Origin of the sequence: Cobetia marina (assembly GCF_001720485.1) — a bacterium.
Classification (GTDB): domain Bacteria; phylum Pseudomonadota; class Gammaproteobacteria; order Pseudomonadales; family Halomonadaceae; genus Cobetia; species Cobetia marina.
On sequence record NZ_CP017114.1, the window covers coordinates 3,636,968 to 3,655,308 of the forward strand.

General features: G+C 63.0%; 14 protein-coding genes. 4 read left to right on the forward strand and 10 right to left on the reverse strand.

The window, feature by feature from the left end; translation table 11 throughout:
- The first annotated feature begins 19 nt into the window (after window positions 1-19).
- Window positions 20-1,303, forward strand: coding sequence for an aromatic ring-hydroxylating oxygenase subunit alpha (locus tag BFX80_RS15275; RefSeq protein WP_084209345.1), 1,284 nt, complete (start codon window positions 20-22; stop codon window positions 1,301-1,303).
- A gap of 145 nt (window positions 1,304-1,448) precedes the next feature.
- Here the strand turns inward: BFX80_RS15275 and cyoE are convergent, their stop codons facing one another.
- Genes cyoE through cyoA form a run of 5 tightly spaced genes read right to left on the reverse strand, consistent with a single transcriptional unit; the run spans window position 1,449 to window position 6,253 of the window.
- The gene (gene cyoE, locus BFX80_RS15280) at window positions 1,449-2,303 is read right to left on the reverse strand and encodes a heme o synthase (protein ID WP_084209346.1); all 855 of its coding nucleotides are present in this window, start codon (window positions 2,301-2,303) and stop codon (window positions 1,449-1,451) included.
- A gap of 13 nt (window positions 2,304-2,316) precedes the next feature.
- Entirely contained in the window at window positions 2,317-2,646 is a 330-nt protein-coding gene (gene cyoD, locus BFX80_RS15285; protein WP_054555337.1) for a cytochrome o ubiquinol oxidase subunit IV, read from the reverse strand.
- Window positions 2,643-3,269: a cytochrome o ubiquinol oxidase subunit III gene (gene cyoC / locus BFX80_RS15290; RefSeq protein ID WP_077379079.1), complete on the reverse strand. Its 627-nt coding sequence runs from the start codon at window positions 3,267-3,269 to the stop codon at window positions 2,643-2,645. Before cyoC ends, cyoD begins: the two co-directional genes overlap by 4 nt.
- Window positions 3,270-3,271: 2 nt before the next feature.
- Window positions 3,272-5,281, reverse strand: coding sequence for a cytochrome o ubiquinol oxidase subunit I (gene cyoB / locus BFX80_RS15295; RefSeq protein WP_077379077.1), 2,010 nt, complete (start codon window positions 5,279-5,281; stop codon window positions 3,272-3,274).
- A gap of 3 nt (window positions 5,282-5,284) precedes the next feature.
- Entirely contained in the window at window positions 5,285-6,253 is a 969-nt protein-coding gene (gene cyoA, locus BFX80_RS17885) for a ubiquinol oxidase subunit II (RefSeq protein ID WP_077379075.1), read from the reverse strand.
- A 1,418-nt stretch (window positions 6,254-7,671) separates the two neighbouring features.
- On the opposite strand from cyoA, the gene BFX80_RS15305 reads away from it, so the two are divergent.
- A complete protein-coding gene (locus BFX80_RS15305; RefSeq protein WP_084209347.1) occupies window positions 7,672-8,310 on the forward strand; it encodes a flavin reductase family protein in 639 nt (212 codons plus the stop codon).
- A 131-nt stretch (window positions 8,311-8,441) separates the two neighbouring features.
- Here the strand turns inward: BFX80_RS15305 and BFX80_RS15310 are convergent, their stop codons facing one another.
- From BFX80_RS15310 to BFX80_RS15320, 3 genes are all read right to left on the reverse strand, one after another.
- Window positions 8,442-8,681: a hypothetical protein gene (locus BFX80_RS15310; RefSeq protein ID WP_077379069.1), complete on the reverse strand. Its 240-nt coding sequence runs from the start codon at window positions 8,679-8,681 to the stop codon at window positions 8,442-8,444.
- A 222-nt stretch (window positions 8,682-8,903) separates the two neighbouring features.
- Entirely contained in the window at window positions 8,904-11,936 is a 3,033-nt protein-coding gene (locus BFX80_RS15315; RefSeq protein WP_240499603.1) for a molybdopterin-dependent oxidoreductase, read from the reverse strand.
- Window positions 11,933-13,705 carry an NADH-ubiquinone oxidoreductase-F iron-sulfur binding region domain-containing protein gene (locus tag BFX80_RS15320; RefSeq protein WP_084209348.1) on the reverse strand — a complete coding sequence of 591 codons (1,773 nt, stop codon included), beginning with the start codon at window positions 13,703-13,705 and terminating at the stop codon, window positions 11,933-11,935. Before BFX80_RS15320 ends, BFX80_RS15315 begins: the two co-directional genes overlap by 4 nt.
- 435 nt (window positions 13,706-14,140) lie before the next feature.
- Here BFX80_RS15320 and BFX80_RS15325 point away from each other — a divergent pair, with 435 nt between their 5' ends.
- Window positions 14,141-15,730, forward strand: coding sequence for a BCCT family transporter (locus tag BFX80_RS15325; protein ID WP_084209349.1), 1,590 nt, complete (start codon window positions 14,141-14,143; stop codon window positions 15,728-15,730).
- Window positions 15,731-15,827: 97 nt separating this feature from the next.
- Here BFX80_RS15325 and BFX80_RS15330 read toward each other — a convergent pair whose 3' ends face one another.
- Window positions 15,828-16,220 carry a DUF4168 domain-containing protein gene (locus tag BFX80_RS15330; RefSeq protein ID WP_077379061.1) on the reverse strand — a complete coding sequence of 131 codons (393 nt, stop codon included), beginning with the start codon at window positions 16,218-16,220 and terminating at the stop codon, window positions 15,828-15,830.
- Between the two features lie 439 nt (window positions 16,221-16,659).
- Between BFX80_RS15330 and BFX80_RS15335 the strand changes: the two genes are divergently transcribed.
- Window positions 16,660-17,367 (forward strand): DUF4174 domain-containing protein, encoded by a 708-nt coding sequence (locus BFX80_RS15335; protein ID WP_084209350.1) that lies wholly within the window; start codon window positions 16,660-16,662, stop codon window positions 17,365-17,367.
- Window positions 17,368-17,433: 66 nt separating this feature from the next.
- Here the strand turns inward: BFX80_RS15335 and BFX80_RS15340 are convergent, their stop codons facing one another.
- A complete protein-coding gene (locus BFX80_RS15340) occupies window positions 17,434-18,327 on the reverse strand; it encodes a hypothetical protein (protein ID WP_084209351.1) in 894 nt (297 codons plus the stop codon).
- Between the last annotated feature and the right edge of the window lie 14 nt (window positions 18,328-18,341).

The window sequence follows — 18,341 nt, forward strand, 5'->3', positions numbered from 1 at the left end:
ACCGTGCGAGGACATCGCGATGAGCGATCTATTGGAACACGCTCAGGACCAGCAGCGTCAGGCGGTACGCGAGGCCGCCGCGCGGCTTCTACAGGCCCGCAGTCCCGGCTATACCCTGCCCCAGCCCTTCTACAATGATCAGCGCCTGTTCGATCTCGACATGAAGGAGATCTTCGAGCGCGAGTGGCTGTTTGCCGGTCTCGGCAGCGAGATCCCGCTCAAGGGCAACTTCATGACCATGGACGTGGGCAACAGCCCGATCATCATCGTGCGCGGTGACAACGGGGCCATCCATGCCTTCCATAACGTCTGTCGCCATCGCGGGTCTCGCCTGTGCAGCACCGAGCGCGGCAAGGTCGCCAAGCTGGTGTGCGGCTATCACAAGTGGACCTATGAACTGGATGGCCGTCTGCTGTTCGCCGGTTCCGACATGGGCACCACCTTCGATACCAGTGACTACGGCCTGCACCCCGTCCACGTACGTTCAGCCGGCGGCATGCTGTTCATCAACCTCGCCGAGCAGCCCGAGAACTGTGAGCCGTTCTTCAAGACGCTGGAGTTCTACCTCAAGCCCTACGACATGGAGAACGTCAAGGTCGCGGCCAGCTCCTCCATCATCGAGGAAGGCAACTGGAAGCTGGTGATCGAGAACAATCGCGAGTGCTATCACTGCGACGGCTCCCACCCGGAGCTGCTCAACACTTTGCAGGAATTCGATGACACCGACGACCCGCGAGCCACCGAAGCCTACAAGGCGCTGGTCGCCAAGAAGCAGGCCGACTGGGATGCCGAGAAGGTGCCCTATCAGCTGGTGCGCTTCGGTCGCCGCAATCGCATGACGCGCACGCCGCTGCTGGAAGGCACCGTCTCGATGACCACGGACGGCACGCCGGCGTGCAAGAAGCTGCTGGGTCGCCTGCAGAGCCCCGACATGGGCTCGCTGCGCATCCTCAACCTGCCCAACTCCTGGAACCACTTCATGGGCGATCACGCCGTGGTCTTCCAGGTCGACCCGATCGGCCCCCTCAAGACCCGCGTGACCACCAAGTGGCTGGTGCACAAGGACGCGGTGGAAGGTGTCGACTACGAACTGGCGAAGCTGCGCAAGGTGTGGGACGCCACCAATGATCAGGACCGTCAGCTGGTGGAAGAGAACCAGCGCGGCGTCAACTCCAGCGCCTATCAGCCCGGCCCCTACTCGGCGACCTTCGAGTTCGGTGTCGTCGACTTCGTCGACTGGTATGCCGAGCGCATGCAGGAAGCGCTCAAGGAACAGCAGGAGCCGCATCTGCAGCTGGCCTGAGGGCTTGAGTCCTTGAGTCCTCGAAACCTGGACTCCAAAGGACAGACAAGAAAAAACCCGCCACCGGCAAGCCGGTGGCGGGTTTTTTTGGCTTTCACCCGGGCAACACGCCGAAGGCGGTCACCCGAGAGATACTACGGCTGGATTACAGCTGCGTGTCCAGACTCATCATCAGGCTGAGCGCCATGACGATGATGATGGAGAAGCCGAACAGCTTGCGTGCCCAGGAGGCATCAGGCTGATCCTTGAGGCGCCAGGCGGCCAGATACAGCCACCAGCCACCCGTGACGGTCGCGACTACCAGATACCAGATGCCGGTATATCCCCACAGTGTCAGCAACAGCGACACCGGGATGAAGCCGGCAATGTACCCCGTCACTACACGCTTGGCATGCTCCATGCCTCGCGCTACCGGGAGTACCGGAATATTGGCGGCCCGATAGTCATCGACACGGAACATGGCAATCGCATAGGAATGCGGCATCTGCCACATGCTGAAGATGATCAACAGCAGCAGCGCCCCCATGTCCGCCTGGCCGGTGACAGCCAGGTAACCGACCACTGGCGGCGCGGCGCCGGACAGTGAACCGATGAGGGTGCCATACACCGAGCCACGCTTGAGCCACATGCTGTAGGCCCCGACGTAGATCACGAAGCCCAGACCCACGGCGATCATCGCCATGAGATTGGTCATCGCGGCCAGAAGCCAGAAGCCCGCAAGGCCCAGCACGCTGCCGAAGACGAAGGCCCCCGTCAGCGAGATGTCGCCCTGCACCAGAGCACGGCCCTGGGTACGCGCCATGTGACGATCGATGTCGCGATCGATGCAGTTGTTGAACACACAGCCTGAGGCCACGATCAACGCCACCCCGACCAGGGTGGCGATGAACAGCGCCCAATCCACCTCACCACCGGAAGCGAGAAAGAAGCCGCCGCTGACGGTGATCAGGTTGCCGAAGATAATGCCCGGCTTGGTGGTACGCAGGTAGTCCTTGATCATCAGGCTCACGCTATCAGATGGGCATCATGTTCTGATTCAGCTCGATCATGATCCACATGGAACCACCAACGACGATTGCCACGATCACCAGGGTGAACAGCATGGCCATGACATTCCAGCTCTGCTCCTTGGAGCCGTCCAGGTGCAGGAAGAAGTACAGCTGCACGAAGACCTGAGCGATGGCGAAGCCGTAGATGGCCCAGATCACGCCGACACCCGGATCGTCCATCATCATCACCATCCCGAACGGGATGATGGTCAGGATGATGGAGAGGATCAGACCGGTCACGTACTGCTTGACGCTGCCGTGATTGTCGTTGTGGTCGTTGTTGGAATGGCTCATAGCATCACTCCTGTGAGATAGACGACGGTGAAGACGCAGATCCAGATGACGTCCAGGAAGTGCCAGAACAGGCTGAGCATCATCAGACGACCACGATGCATTTCCGTCAGGCCTTTCTGCTTGACCTGGATGATCAGCAGCGCCATCCAGACCAGACCGACGGTCACGTGCAGACCGTGGGTACCGACCAGCGTGAAGAAGGCTGACAGGAACGCGGACTTGTCCGGGCCATGGCCATTCACGATCAGGTGATGGAACTCATAGATTTCCATCGCGATGAAGCCCGCACCACAGGCGAAGGTGATCATCAGCCACTTGATCACCGCGGAGCTGTCTCCGCGGTTCATGCCCAGCATCGCCAGGCCGTAGGTGAAGCTCGAGGCCAGCAGCAGCGCGGTCTCGACCAGCACGAAGTCAAGCTCGAAGATCTCGGCGCCCGTCGGGCCACCGGCATACGCCTGGCTGAGTACCACATAGCCTGCGAACAGCATCGCGAACAGGATGCAGTCGCTCAGCAGATAGAGCCAGAAACCGAAGACCTTCAGGCCATTGGTATCGTGATGCTCGTGATCGTCATGGGCGTCGTGCGCCCCATCATGAGATGTCATTGCATTGTTCGCCATGATTACCCCTGAACCACTGTGTCGTTAGGTGTGCGGGCGCTGGGCAGGGCACGACGCTCGCGACCTTCGCGCTCGACACGCTCCACTTCCTCGACGGACACGTAGTAGTCGATGTCATAGTTGAAGGTGCGCACGATGAAGCTGACGGCCATGCCGACCAGCCCGACCACAGCCATCCACCAGATGTGCCAGATCAGCGCGAAACCGAACACCAGGCTGAAGGCGGAGATGATGACACCGGCCGCTGCGTTGCGCGGCATGTGGATCGGCGCATAAGGCTTCTTGGCCTCCTGCTCGATACCGCGTTCCTTCATTTCCCAGAACTCGTCGAGTTCAGAGACCTGCGGCTCGTGAGCGAAGTTGTAGAACGGTGCCGGTGAAGTGGTGCTCCACTCCAGCGTACGCGCGCCCCAGATATCGCCAGTGGTGTCCTGCAGCTTCTTGCGGTCCTTGATGCTGACCGCGATCTGGATCACGGTGCACGCGATACCGATCATGATCAGGCAGGCACCGATGAAGGCGACGACCAGGTACGGCACCCACAGCGGGTTGTCGACGTGCTGCAGACGACGGGTCATGCCCATGAAGCCGAGGATGTACAGCGGCATGAAGGCGAGGTAGAAGCCAGTGATCCAGAACCAGAAGGAACGCTTGCCCCACTTCTCGCACAGCATGAAGCCGGTCGCTTTCGGGAACCAGTAGGTGATACCGGCCATCGCACCGAAGACCACGCCGCCGATGATGACGTTGTGGAAGTGGGCGATCAGGAACAGCGAGTTGTGCAGGACGTAGTTGGCGCCCGGCACGGCCAGCAGGACACCGGTCATGCCACCGATGGTGAAGGTGACCATGAAGCCGAGGGTCCACAGCACCGGAGAGGTCATCTCGACACGACCGCGGTACATGGTGAACAGCCAGTTGAAGATCTTCACGCCCGTCGGGATCGAGATGATCATCGTCGCGATACCGAAGAAGGCATTCACGTCAGCGCCGGCACCCATGGTGAAGAAGTGGTGCAGCCAGACGATGAACGACAGGATCGTGATGACGATGGTCGCCCACACCAGAGAGGTGTAACCGAACAGCTTCTTCTTGGAGAAGGTGGAGATGACTTCGGAGAACACACCGAAGACCGGCAGCACCAGGATGTACACCTCAGGATGGCCCCAGGCCCAGATGAGGTTGACGTACATCATCATGTTTCCACCAAGGTCATTGGTGAAGAAGTGGAAATCAAGATAACGGTCGAGCGTCAGCATCGCGATGGTCGCGGTCAGGATCGGGAAGGCCGCGATGATCAGGACGTTGGCGCACAGTGCGGTCCAGGTGAAGACCGGCATTTTCATCAGGGTCATGCCCGGCGCACGCATCTTGAGGATGGTGGCGACGAAGTTGACACCTGTCAGCAGGGTACCGACACCGGAAATCTGCAATGACCAGATCCAGTAATCCACCCCGACCCCGGGACTGTAATTGGCCCCCGACAACGGCGGATAGGCCAGCCAGCCGGTCTTGGCGAACTCGCCCAGACCCAGCGAGATGTTGACCAGCAGCGCGCCGACCACGAACAGCCAGAAGCTCAGCGAGTTCAGGAACGGGAACGCCACGTCACGTGCGCCGATCTGCAGCGGCACGACGACGTTGATCAGACCGATGACCAGCGGCATCGCCACGAAGAAGATCATGATCACGCCGTGGGCAGTGAAGATCTGGTCGTAGTGATCCGGGGGCAGATAGCCGTGACCGCCGGTGGACGCCAGCATCTGCTGGGAACGCATCATGATCGCATCGGAGAAACCACGAATCAGCATCACCAGCGCGACGATGATGTACATCATGCCGATCTTCTTGTGATCGACAGAGGTGAACCACTCATTCCACAGGTAGGCCCACTTTTTCTTTACCGTGATGAAGCCGAACAGGGCTGCACCACCGAGGATTACCGCCGCAAGCACGATCATGACGATCGGCTCGTGATACGGAACAGCCTCTATTGTGAGTTTTCCAAGCATTGCTTATTCCTCGGTTGCCATCGCAGATTCAGCGTGACCGGCAGCGTCATGGCCTGACATGTCGTGGGCGGACTCGCCGTGATGCTTGCCCCCCATCTTCATGTCACCCATGCCCAGCTCCATGCCATCCATGTAGGGCGCCATGATCTGTTCGTACAGATTCGGCTTGACCTGACCATAGAAGGTGGGTGCCACGTCTTCGCTCGGCTCCTTGAGTGCCTCGTAGCCGGCGTCATCCAGCACCTTGCTGCTGCCACGCGCTTTCTCGATCCAGGCGTCGAAGTCGCCTTCGCTCATCACATGCGCCTTGAAGTGCATGTCAGCGAAGCCGGCGCCGCTGTAGCTGGCAGAGATACCGTCATAGGTACCCACTTCGTTGCCGATCAGGTGCAGGCGGTTTTCCATGCCTGCCATCGCGTAGATCTGGCTGCCGAGCTGCGGGACGAAGAACGAGTTCATCACGGTCTCGGAGGTGATGTGGAAGCGCACCTGGCGATCCACCGGCATGGCCAGCTCATTGACTGTCGCGATGCCCTGCTCCGGATAGATGAACAGCCACTTCCAGTCCATCGACACGACCTGAACCTCGATCGGCTCGCCGCCATCCTGGATCTCGGCACGCGGGTCCAGCTCATGCGTGCTCTTCCAGGTCAGGATGCCCAGCGCGAGGATGATCAGGCACGGAATGCCCCAGACCACGATCTCGATCTTGGTGGAATGCGCCCAGTTGGGCGTATAGGTCGCCTTGCTCTGCTTGGTATCGCGATAGCGCCAAGCAAACCACAGCGTCATGAAGATGACCGGGACAACGACCACGAGCATCAGGTAGGTAGCAGTCAGAATCAGCGACTTCTCGGATTCACCGATGGGTCCCTTGGGATCGAAGAGCACGGCATCACAGCCGGACAGCATCAACAATCCCGCGAGGATGGGGAGTCCCCGCAGAGCCCCCCGCATTAGGCTTTTTCTCATCTCACGACCTCGTTGGAACACGCCATGACGTCATGACGAGCCCACATGTGGAACACAGCGTTCGAAGAAATGACCAACAGGAAGCCGTCGATCGTTCGAACGAAATCAGAGGATTTCCCGCAGGCGGGGCACAGGATAGAGAAAAATCAGGGGGGCTGACTACGGGGCACACTGACGCAGGTAGTCGCACCTGCCGATCAATTTCCCCGCGCACGCGCAGCCAATCGCCATCGGGAGAGGACGATGCCCTCCCTCACGCGTTCGGGTTATGCCCTGACCACTGAACGAGGAACCTGACGAAGGCGTCAATCATGTTGACAGGCAACACGGCGTCACTTGGGCGACCAGACGCCAATCCGGAATTTCCTCCCTTCGAGGTGCCCTGACTCCTCCCGCCGACAAGGCTCTGGCCACCCCCGCATTGCGCGATGACCATTTCCCGACTCACGTGCCTTCCCAGGTCCACGAGCGCCCGCCGAGGCCCCACGGGAAACGCCAACCCCAAGCACGAAAAGAGTATAAAATTTCAACAAAACAATAAATACAGCAATATTCATCCAAAAAAGTGCGTGCAATGACACCCGCGCAAGGAGTGCCGCCTGGCAGAAACACCTCGTCACATCGAGACGCCTGACTGCCTGCCTACCGACGGATCGAGATCACCGACGTCTTTTTCACACTCTCAATTGCAAAAAATGCCGCACTTCGTTCCATTATAATTTCCCATCCTGCTCTGGAAATCGTGACGTAATTCTCCTTATATTGATTCACCATGACATTTTTCATTCCCGCACGAATGGATGAAATCGTTGTCACAATCCAGCGACTTCGTCCTCATCATTTGTTCATATTCAGTCTTTTTTCATCAGATGACGCCTCGCGCCATTTCATAAAAAATTTACAAATAAATACCAAATAGACACTAACTGGATACAAAAACACCACACAAGTGCCAGCCAAGTCTCTGAAAAGTCCTGCGGAGCCACCAGGCCTGAAGACCGTGATGGCATCTCAGGAACCATGTTTCAGCATCAGGTCAAGGGATGCGACAATTGACCACACCAGAAATGTCACCAATGATCTTTCTGATTTTTCACTTTCCTTTTCCCATACAGACTATCCTCCCGAATCATTGATACGCATGTCGCGGCGCAACGAGACTTGAAAGTTTGTTCCTGCAGGGACACGCGCTATCCTGCTGTTCACCCCCTTGCCGCAAGGGAGCAGGCGGCATGTCGAGACGAGATTCGAGACCCTGATGCAGCGCCGCTGGGCGATCACGAGCCCTGACTTCCGATGCCGCTTCTCGACGCCGCTTCTCGACGCCGCTTCTCGACGCCGCTTCTCGACGTCGAACCTCGCTTGCGCATCGCCCTCCCCTGCCAGGGGCACCTGTCTACCCGATGGAGCAGCGCCCGATGACGACTGACCAGTCCCCCTCCGCCAGCCATGCCCTGCTCGACGCCGACCAGCTACCCGCCAGCATTCTCTATCGGCTGTTCTCGGGCAGCATCGCGCCGCGGCCCATTGCCTGGGTCTCGACGATCGATGCCGCCGGCAATGCCAACCTGGCGCCGTTCTCGTTCTTCACCGTGGCAAGCGTCAATCCACCGGTGCTGGCCTTCAGCCCGCTGCGCAACGGCGAAGGGCGTACCAAGGACACTCTCGACAACCTCGGACAGGTGGCGGAATGTGTCATCCATATCGGGGGCGAGGCCATGAGCGAGGCACTCAATCTCACCAGTGCCAGCCTCGCGGCCAGCGAGGATGAATTCGCCCACGCCGGCTTGAACAAGCTAGCCATGCCGCCGCTGCAGGTCCCCCGCGTGGACGGCGCGCCGATCGCCTTCGGTTGCCGACTCCGCGACATCATCCACCTGGGAGACCAGCCCCTGTCCGGCTCACTGGTGCTCGCCGAGGTCGTGGTGGTCCATGCAGACCCCGAGGTCTGGGATGGCCGCCATGTCGACAATGAGGTGCTGCGCGCCATCGGGCGCATGGCCGGCAGCGATTATGCGCGCACCGACAGTCTCTTCAGCCTTGAGCGACCTGCCTGATCAGCCTTGAGCGGGCCGAAACGCAGAGCGGGCCTGTCTGATGACAGGCCCGCTCAAGATGCTCTCGTGACTCTGGTGACTCACCTATCCCGCAATCGCTGCCCCAGAGGATTGACGGTGGCGTGAAAGCTTCAGCGCAACCCCGGCAGCAGGTACTTGTCGAGTGCCTGACGCACCGAAGGCAGCAGGATATCGGAGTGCATCACCAGCTCGCGCACCAGCTCCTGCAAGCCGGGCACCCCGACTTCCACATGCTTTCTCAACGCCATGCGCGCACAGGTGTCCGCGCAGGCATGTTCGGAAATCTGCACGCCCAGTGCCACCAGCCGCTCACGAAAGTCTTCGTGATCAATCAGCTCCACGATCATCATCGTCATTCTCCTTGCTCGCTGACGGCGGGCATTGTCATTGGTATTGACCCACTCTGTTCTGAGCATGGCCCTTCTGAGGATAGCCGAAACGTGCGGCGGGCTGTCTCCGACATTCTGGTCAGACCGAGGCACGCCCTGCGTATCCGCCAGCGCCACTGCCATAGGCATTTGCGCCAGACGTGCCCTGCCCTTTCCTTTCCCTCCTCTCACCTCCCCTCGCGGTCAGGTGTCCAGACTGGCCGAAGCAGATTCGGCTCTGGCCAGGCGGCAGGCGGCGTACTTGAACTCGGGGATCTTGCCCACCGGGTCCAGCGCCGGATTGGTCAGCAGGTTGGCGGCGGCCTCGGCGTAGCAGAATGGCACGAAGACCATGCCGGCCGGCGTCAGCGGGTCCGCGCGGGTGGCCAGCGTGATCTGACCGCGCCGCGTGGTGATCGAGAGCGCCTCCCCCGCCGCGATCCCCAGTCGCTCCAGCTCGACGGGGTTGAGCGTGGCCACGGCGGCAGGTTCCAGACTGTCGAGCACGTACGCGCGGCGCGTCATCGAGCCGGTATGCCAGTGCTCCAGCTGACGGCCGGTGGTCAGTACCGTCGGATAGTCGTCATCCAGCGTCTCATCCGGCGGCGTGGGCCAGGTCGGCACGAAGCGGGCCCGACCGCTGGCGCGCGGGAAGCCATCGCCGAACACCACATCCTCACCCTCGCCCCCCGGCGTCAGGCACGGGTAGGTCACCGAGTTCTCCTCGGACAGCCGCGCCCAGTCGATGTTGTCGAGGGAATCCATGCCCTGCTGCATCTCGGCGTAGATCTCCTGCGGCCCGGCGTAATCCCAGGCAAGCCCCATGCGCCGCGCCAGCTGCTGGGTGATCCACCAGTCCGGCTTGGCCTCGCCCGGGGCGCGCAGTGCCGCCCGTCCGCGCTGCACCTGGCGATTGGTGTTGGTGACGCTGCCGTCCTTCTCCGGCCAGGCGTACGAGGGCAGCACCACATCGGCGAACTGCGCCGTCTCGGTGACGAAGATGTCCTGCACCACAAGATGCTCGAGATGCGCCAGCGCGCTGCGCGCGTGATCGAGATCCGGGTCCGACATCGCCGGATTCTCGCCGAGGATGTACATGCCGCGAATCTGATCGGCATGGATGGCGTGCATGATCTCCACCACCGTCAGGCCCGGTGTGGCCGAGAGCGACGTATCCCACAGCGCTTCCAGTCGCGCGCGCGCCGCCGTGTCACCCACCGGCTGATAATCCGGGAAGACCATCGGAATCATCCCGGCATCCGAGGCGCCCTGGACATTGTTCTGCCCGCGCAGCGGGTGCAGGCCGGTGCCTTCACGCCCGACATGACCACACACCAGCGCCAGCGCGATCAGACAGCGGGCATTGTCGGTGCCGTGGGTGTGCTGCGAGATGCCCATGCCCCAGAAGATCATCGCGCGCTCGGCCGTCGCGTACTCACGGGCCACGGCACGAATCTCCTCGGCCGCCACGCCGCACAGCGGCGACATCGCCTCCGGCGTCAATGCCGTGACGTGCTCGGCCAGGGCGGCGAAGTCCTCGGTATGCGCCTCGATATAGGCCTGATTGGCCAGCCCTTCGGTGATGATGACGTTGAGCATGGCATTGAACAGCGCCACGTCCGCCCCCGGCGTGAACTGGATCGAGCGATGCGCATGACGCCGCAGCGCCAGCGCACGCGGGTCGATCACCACGATGCGCGTGCCTCGCCTGGCGGCGCGCTTGAAGAAGGTGGCGGCCACCGGATGATTGACGCCCGGGTTGCAGCCGGTCAGCACGATGAGATCGGACTGCTCGGCCTGCATGAAGGAGGCGCTCACGCCGCCCGAGCCGACGCCTTCCATCAGCGCCGCCACTGAACTTGCATGACACAGCCGCGTGCAGTGATCGACATGATTGGAGCCGAAGCCGGTGCGCACCAGCTTCTGGAACAGCCACGCCTCCTCATTGGTGCACTTGGCACTGCCGAAGCCCGCCAGGCTGTCGGGGCCATGCGCGCGCTTGAGGCGCATGAGCCCCTCGGCCGCGACCTCGAGGGCCTCGTCCCAGCTGGCCTCACGGAAGTGGGTCAGCGGGTGGGCGGGGTCAAAGTTCGCATCCAGCCCCTTGGCCACGCCGTCACGGCGGATCAGAGGGCGAATCAGGCGCGCCGGATGACGCGGATAATCGAAGCCGAAGCGTCCCTTCACGCACAGGCGTCCGTGATTGGAGGGGCCATCACGACCACTGACCGCGATGATGTTGTCGAGCCGCGCATCCGCGACCGGCTGACGGTGGCTGGTCGCTTCGCGAGTGATCGCGTCTGAGGGCGCACTGAGCTCTCGGACATCCGCCAGCGTTGCGGCCTGCTGGCCTTCGCCGACCAACGCCTCGCCGCTGCCCCGACTGACCTGATACTCCAGCTGACAGCCCACGCCGCAGTACGGGCAGACGGAGGCGACGCGCGCATCGACGGCGGCGCTGTCGCCATGACCTTGCTCATCCACCTGGGCGGCAGGCATCAGAGCACCGGTCGGGCAGGCCTGCACGCACTCGCCGCAGGCGACGCAGGTGCTGTCGCCCATCGGGTCCTCGAGATCGAACACGATGCGCGTATTGCTGCCACGCCCCGCCAGCCCGATCACGTCATTGACCTGCACCTCGCGACAGGCGCGTACGCACAGGCCACAGCTGATGCAGGCGTCATGATTGACCGCCATCGCGGCATGGGAGTGATCGAGAGCGCTGGCCGGCGTCGGCAGCCACTCCTCAGCCGAATCCCCCAGCCACTCGCGGACCGTCTCGCGGGCAGCGCCCAGCGTCTCGCGAGCGTGCCCGACATCCACCGCCAGCAGCTCGGCCATCGCCATGAAGTGGCTGCTGACATCGGGGTTATGGGCCTCGGCTGGCATGTCGGCGGCGAGCAGCTCCACCACCATCGCGCGCGCCGCACCCGCCCGCTCAGAGCTGGCACTGCGCACCACCATGCCCGCGCGCGCCTCACGGATACAGCTGGCGGCGAGGGTGCGCTCGCCGTCGATCTCGACCATGCAGGCGCGACAGTTGCCATCGCCGCGATACTCCGGCGCTTCGCTGTAGCAGAGGTGGGGAATCGTCTCGCCGGCACGCCTGGCGATCGTCCACAGCGTCTCGCCGGGATAGGCCGTCACCTCGGCGCCATCCAGGGTGATGGTGAAGCCATCCTCGCGCAGCGGCTGATCATCCGAGGACGAGTTGCCGAGTCCTGTCAGCGCGTTCATGCCTCACCTCCCGTGGCGTCAGCCGGTTGACCCGCATGACTCGTGGCGATCAAGCGCACCCCGCTACTGGCGAGGGTCTCCCGGAAATCCTTGAGCAGGCCGAGTACCGGATTGGGCGCGGCCTGCCCCAGCCCGCAGATCGAGGCATCCATCATCACCTGCGACAAGCGCGTCAGCAGCGTCTCATCCCACTCATCGCCGCTCAGCGCCGCCAGCATCTGGCGCGTGCCGACGCGGCACGGCGTGCACTGGCCGCAGGACTCATCCATGAAGAAGCTCATCAGATTGCGTGCCACCGCCGCCAGGTCATCCTGGTCCGACAGCACCACCACCGCGGCCGAGCCGATGAAGCAGCCATGGGCCTGCAGGGTGTCGAAGTCCAGCGGCAGGTCCGCCTTGCTGGCCGGCAGAATGCCGCCGGAGGCCCCACCGGGCAGATAGGCCCGCAGGCGATGGCCCTCGGCCATGCCACCGCCGTATTCCTCGACCAGCTCATTGAGCGTGATGCCGGCCGGTGCCAGATACATGCCCGGGCGTCTGACGCGCCCGGAGAGCGAGAAGCTGCGCAGCCCCTGACGCCCCTGGCGTCCGGCTGCCACGTATGGCGCGTGCCCTTCGCGATGGAGCCGCGCGATCCAGTAGACCGTCTCGACGTTGTTGACCAGGGTCGGGCGTCCGAACAGCCCGCACTGGGCCACGAAGGGCGGACGCTGGCGCGGCTTGCCGGGCTTGCCTTCCAGCGACTCGATCAGCGCCGATTCCTCGCCGCAGATATAGGCCCCGGCGCCACGCCGCAGATGGATGAAGCCGGGCGCGACGATGCCTGCGGCTTCCAGCTCCGCGATGCACTCGCGCAGCACGTCATTCAGGGTCGGGTACTCGTCGCGCAGGTAAAGGTAGAGCGCCTCGGCCTCGATGGCATGCGCACTGGCCAGCGCGCCCTCGAGAAAGGTGTGCGGCTCACGCTCCAGATAGCAGCGGTCCTTGAAGGTGCCGGGCTCGCCCTCATCGGCATTGATCACGCAATAGCGCGGCCCTGCCTCGGCACGCACGAAGCCCCACTTGCGAAACGTCGGGAAGCCCGCTCCACCCAGGCCACGCAGACCGGCCTGTTCGATCATCTGCGCCAGGTCATCGATGCTGACCTCACCGCCCTCCAGCGCGGCGAGCAGCCCATAACCGCCACTGGCGCGATATTCCGCCAGCCGCGGATAGTCGAGACTCGCGGCCGGCGCGGCATGCACATGGCCCTCGGCGATCGCCGCCGTGACGCCTTCCACGCTGGCGTGGCCCAGATGGCAATGCCCGACCTCCGCCACCGGCGCACTGTCACAGCGCCCCATGCAGGGTGCCCGCAGCACGCGCACCTGTTCGGGGTCCAGCCCGGAGGCGAGGCCGGCACGCAGGGCCTCGGAGCCGGCCAGCTGACAGGACAGCGAATCACAGACACGCACGGTCAGTGCCGCAGGCGGCGTCTCGCCATCGCGCACCACGGTGAAATGGGCATAGAAGGTGGCCGTCTCGTAGACCTCGGCCATCGGCAGGCGCATCCACTCGGCCAGCGCGCGCAGATGGGCCAGCGTCAGATAGCCGACCTCATCATTGAGCACGTGAAGATATTCGAGCAGAAGGTCACGCTGCGCCGGGGCATCGCCCAGCAGGCGCTGCACCTCGGCCCAGGCCTCGGCATCCAGCGGGCGGCCGCGCAACTGGCTGCGCGAACGGCGACGAGCGACGGGGGTCGGCTCGGTCAGGGTCTCAGGCGTCATGGCGGCACCACATTGTTATCGTTATGAACTGGCGGATCGTGCGGTCGAGACAACGGCCTGGCTGGACCGTGGACGCGTCTGCGTGAAGGTGGGCGCTGTCCGGCAGGTCCGTCACGCCGGGCAGGTTCCTTCACTGTAGATCGCAATCTACAAAGCGGGCAGAGCCGCGACAACCGCCTCCCCCGCCGAATCGCCTCGCATGTCAGTCACGCACATGTCGGCGTCGTATCCAGCTAACTCACCCTCGCCCAGCCCTCACACAATCACCGAGGCCCGACGGCGACCTGTCCCGCAGTCAGAATCGCCACCGCGCTCCGGCTTGCCACTCCACCCCCTTCCCTCATCGCAGCCACGGGAGACACCCGCGACAACGCCTCGACTCGCCCCACCCGCCCTGCTCGGATGGCGACACCAATAACAACATGAGGTCACCACATGTCATCGAATCCGTATGACACGGACTACGAGATCGGCCAGGACAATGTCCAGGTCATGGGTCTCGATGTGCATAACCCCGTCTTCGCGATCAGCGCCGTGCTGATCGTCAGCTTCATCCTGTTTGCCATCGTCTTCCCTGCGGGCGCGGAAAGTGCCCTGGGCGGCGCCAAGGCCTGGTCCATCGCGCATGGTGACTGGCTGTTCATGCTGGCCGGCAACCTCTTCGTGCTGTTCTGCCTGCTGCTGATCATTCACCCGGTGGGCAAGCTGCGCCTGGGCGGCCAGAAGGCGACTCCCGAGTTCTCGACGCATTCGTGGTTCGCGATGCTGTTCGCCGCCGGCATGGGCATCGGTCTGATGTTCTGGAGCGTCGCCGAGCCGGTGGCCTATTACACCGACTGGTACGGCACGCCGCTGAATGCGCCTGCCGGCACGCCGGAGGGCGCTCGCGCCGCGCTGGGTGCCACCATGTATCACTGGGGCCTGCATCCCTGGGCCATCTACGCCGTGGTGGGTCTGTCGCTGGCCTTCTTCACCTACAACAAGGGCCTGCCGCTGACCATCCGCTCGGCGTTCTACCCGATACTCGGTGAGCGCACCTGGGGCTGGATGGGGCATGTCGTCGACATTCTGGCCGTGCTGGCGACCATCTTCGGGCTGGCGACGTCGCTGGGGCTGGGCTCCGCCCAGGCGGCCTCGGGGCTGGATTACCTGTTCGGCATCGGCGATGGCCTGCCGACCCAGATCGCGATCATCATCCTGGTGACCCTGGTCGCCATCTACTCGGTCAGTCGCGGCCTGGATGGCGGGGTGAAGCTGCTCTCCAACATCAACATGATCATCGCCGCCGTACTGATCATCTTCATCCTCATCTTCGGGCCGACGCTGGCCATCCTCACGGGACTTGGCACCACGACACTCAGCTATGTGCAATACCTGCTGCCGCTGTCCAACTGGATCGATCGCCCGGACGAGAGCTGGTTCCACGGCTGGACCGTCTTCTACTGGGCGTGGTGGATTTCCTGGTCGCCGTTCGTCGGCATGTTCATCGCGCGTGTCTCGCGCGGCCGCACGGTGCGCGAATTCGTCACCGCCGTGCTGCTGGTACCGACACTCGTCACCATCGTGTGGATGTCCGTCTTCGGGGGCACGGCGCTGGAACAGGCCATCAATGGGGTCGGCGCGCTGGCCAACGGCATCGATTCCGTGTCACTGGCCATGTTCCAGATGCTCGACAACCTGCCGCTGTCCGGCGTGGCGTCCTTCATCGCCATCCTGCTGGTGCTGGTGTTCTTCGTCACGTCCTCGGATTCCGGCTCCCTGGTGATCGACTCGATCACTGCCGGCGGCAAGGTGGATGCACCGGTCAGCCAGCGAGTCTTCTGGGCGGCGATGGAGGGACTGATTGCCGGTGCCCTGCTGTACGGCGGGGGAAGTGCCGCACTCGGCTCATTGCAAGCCGGTGCCATCGCGACAGGCTTGCCGTTCACGCTGGTGCTGCTGGTGATGTGCTATTCGCTGTTCCGTGGTCTGATGCAGGAAAGGAAGGCGCAGGACGCGCTCGCCCGTCCGGTCACCGGTGCCTGACATGCGGCGCTGACGGATCATGAGCACAAAAAAACGCCGCCCCCGGCAACCGGGGGCGGCGTTTTCATTGGATGACCCGAACGTCATCCAGGCAAGATCAGGAGTTTTCCTGAGCCAGCTTCTGCACCTTCTTCATCAGGTCCGGGTTGTTCTGCACCGCTTGACCGATGGAGTTGAAGGTCGCGACTTCCAGACCGGAGTCCTCGACCGCGCTGACCATCTCGTCATTGGCTTCCTGACGGACGCTCTGCTTTTCGGTCTCGTCGTCAGCTTCCTGCAGCTTGCCGGCGAAATCCTGGGAAATGCGTGCGATCTCCTGAGAGGCAGCAGCGAACTGTTCCAACTGCGCATCGCTGAAGTCACCGGCCTGAGCCTGTGTCGCCTGAGCAGGAGCCTGACCCTGGGCCGGTGCGTCAGCAGCGAACGCCGGCGCAGACATCATGCCCGCAGAGATCAGGGCAGCCGTCATGTATGCAGTCATCCGTTTCATTGCAACCTCCAGTCATTCATTGATCATCAAAAAGTGATTACACCAACTCAGACGGACACCACGGCCGGATGTTCAATCTTTCGTGTAACTGTTTGAAAAACATTCGGATAACTCTGGATACAACTGTCGCAAACGAGCAACGCAAAGACCACCAAGCCCCGCATGGCAGGCCTCCTGCGAGCTGGACACCCATACAAGCACCGAGTTGCCCGAGAAAGATCATGCAGACACTTTCCCTCATCTGGCAGCCATCCTGTCAGACAGCAGGCGTCATGTCCGTGCAGTTACCGCTGATATATCCCCCGTGCAGTACCACACAAACCGCCTGCACAAGGTCGGCAAACTGGTGCAGACTGACATAACCTGACATCAGGCCCCTGCGTTGCGGTCCCATGCCGGACTGTCCTGCATTCTTGCCCCACGCCGCCGGAGGACTGTCATGTCCCGATATACGCCGTCTTCGCCCTCGCGCCGCTCGTTGCCGCGCCACATCGCTGTCCGGGCAGCATTCGCCCGAGGAGTGAGTCTGTGCCTACTGGCCGGACTGTTCACGAGTCTCCCCGCCCAGGCCCTCAGCCTGCTGGATGAGAATCCGCAGCTGAATGCGCCCGCCGAGACTTCCGCAGGGGCGCCGCCACCGCCCTCTCCACCAGACACGGTAGATACCACCATGACCGCCGCCAACGTCGACCCCGCCGCCAATCCGCTGCTGGGCGAGACCTGGAACCGTCGCTCGCTGGTGCTGGTCGCACCAGATGAACAGGACCGTGAGCTGGAGCGCCAGCGTGATGAGCTGCGCGCCACGCGTGGCGAGATGCAGCAGCGCGATGTCACGCTCTATACGCTGATGGGCACGCGCGGCATCCACGATGGCGTGCCGATGAGCTTCGAGGAGGTTCGCGCCCTGCGTGATGCCATGCAGCTGCGCGAGGGCGCGCCCTTCACCGTCATCCTGATCGGCAAGGACGGTGGCAAGAAGATGCAGCTGGAGGGGTTCGTCGCACCGGACCAGATCTATCAGGTGATCGACAGCATGCCGATGCGCCAGCGCGAAGCCGGCAAGGCCACCCGTCAGACCTCCTCGGGCAGCGAGGAACATACCTCGCCCGCGCCGTTGGATGACGAGGATTGGCAGTGGGATGAATGACACGCCTGAACGACGAAACGCCCCTGCCAGCCGAGCTGACAGGGGCGTTTTCATGTCTGCGCAACTTCAGCGCAGCACGCCTTCCTCGCGCAGCAGCTTGAGGATTTCCGCCGCGCCCTCCTCGGCACTCACGCCTTCCAGACGCTTGCCGCTGCCACCCTCGGCCTTGGCGGCCGCGGCCTTGAAGCGGTCCCGCGCGCTGATCGCCTTGATGCGTTTCAAGCGCTTGGGACGCTTGCGAGCCGGGGCCACGCTGAAGGCCTCCGCCACCGCGTCATGGGCAAGCTCACCGCTTGCCAGTGAGGCAAGTTCACCGCGCCGCGCCTGCGCGAAGGCCGACTGACGTGCCGCCGGCGCGGCGGCATCGACGCTGACAAGTGCCGGCAGCTTCACCCGCAGTCGCCGCCGCTGACCACGCGGCAAGGCCTGCAAGGCGGTGAGATGCGCGCCATCGCAGCTCTCGATCGCGACGATGCCCTCCACCAGCGGCCAGCCGAGGCTCTCCGCCAGCAGATGCGGCAGCAGGCCACTGCCCTCGCCGGTCTCACTCTGGCCACCGCACACCACCAGCTGCGGTGCCGCCTGCTTGAGGCGCGTCACCAACAGCGGCCAGACATCGACGACGTATTGACTGTCAGAAGCTTCAAGCGAATCAACAGCCTTGAGCGAATCGGGAGCCACCAGTGTGAGTGACTCCAGGCCCATGCCCAGATAACCGCGCAGTGCCTGGTCCTGCTCGCTGCCGGGCGCGATCTTGCTGCCACTGGCGTGCCAGGCGCTGAGGCTGACGGCACCGGGTGCCGACTGGCGCTCCAATGCCAGACACAGCTCCAGCGCGCGAGCGTCCTGCTCGGCGCGCCGCAGACGCCCCGAGACCGGATGCTGCCCCAGCGATACCAGACTCACGACCTCAAGCGGCGCCGAGGCCTGCTGCGCAACAGACGAATGATCTGCCTTCATGTCCTTCTCCTTTC

Coding starts and splice junctions, on each gene's coding strand:
- BFX80_RS15275 (WP_084209345.1), top strand. CDS start 20: ATGAGCGATCTATTGGAACACGCTCAGGACCAGCAGCGTCAGGCGGTA.
- cyoE (WP_084209346.1), bottom strand. CDS start 2,303: ATGATCAAGGACTACCTGCGTACCACCAAGCCGGGCATTATCTTCGGC.
- cyoD (WP_054555337.1), bottom strand. CDS start 2,646: ATGAGCCATTCCAACAACGACCACAACGACAATCACGGCAGCGTCAAG.
- cyoC (WP_077379079.1), bottom strand. CDS start 3,269: ATGGCGAACAATGCAATGACATCTCATGATGGGGCGCACGACGCCCAT.
- cyoB (WP_077379077.1), bottom strand. CDS start 5,281: ATGCTTGGAAAACTCACAATAGAGGCTGTTCCGTATCACGAGCCGATC.
- cyoA (WP_077379075.1), bottom strand. CDS start 6,253: ATGAGAAAAAGCCTAATGCGGGGGGCTCTGCGGGGACTCCCCATCCTC.
- BFX80_RS15305 (WP_084209347.1), top strand. CDS start 7,672: ATGACGACTGACCAGTCCCCCTCCGCCAGCCATGCCCTGCTCGACGCC.
- BFX80_RS15310 (WP_077379069.1), bottom strand. CDS start 8,681: ATGATGATCGTGGAGCTGATTGATCACGAAGACTTTCGTGAGCGGCTG.
- BFX80_RS15315 (WP_240499603.1), bottom strand. CDS start 11,936: ATGAACGCGCTGACAGGACTCGGCAACTCGTCCTCGGATGATCAGCCG.
- BFX80_RS15320 (WP_084209348.1), bottom strand. CDS start 13,705: ATGACGCCTGAGACCCTGACCGAGCCGACCCCCGTCGCTCGTCGCCGT.
- BFX80_RS15325 (WP_084209349.1), top strand. CDS start 14,141: ATGTCATCGAATCCGTATGACACGGACTACGAGATCGGCCAGGACAAT.
- BFX80_RS15330 (WP_077379061.1), bottom strand. CDS start 16,220: ATGAAACGGATGACTGCATACATGACGGCTGCCCTGATCTCTGCGGGC.
- BFX80_RS15335 (WP_084209350.1), top strand. CDS start 16,660: ATGTCCCGATATACGCCGTCTTCGCCCTCGCGCCGCTCGTTGCCGCGC.
- BFX80_RS15340 (WP_084209351.1), bottom strand. CDS start 18,327: ATGAAGGCAGATCATTCGTCTGTTGCGCAGCAGGCCTCGGCGCCGCTT.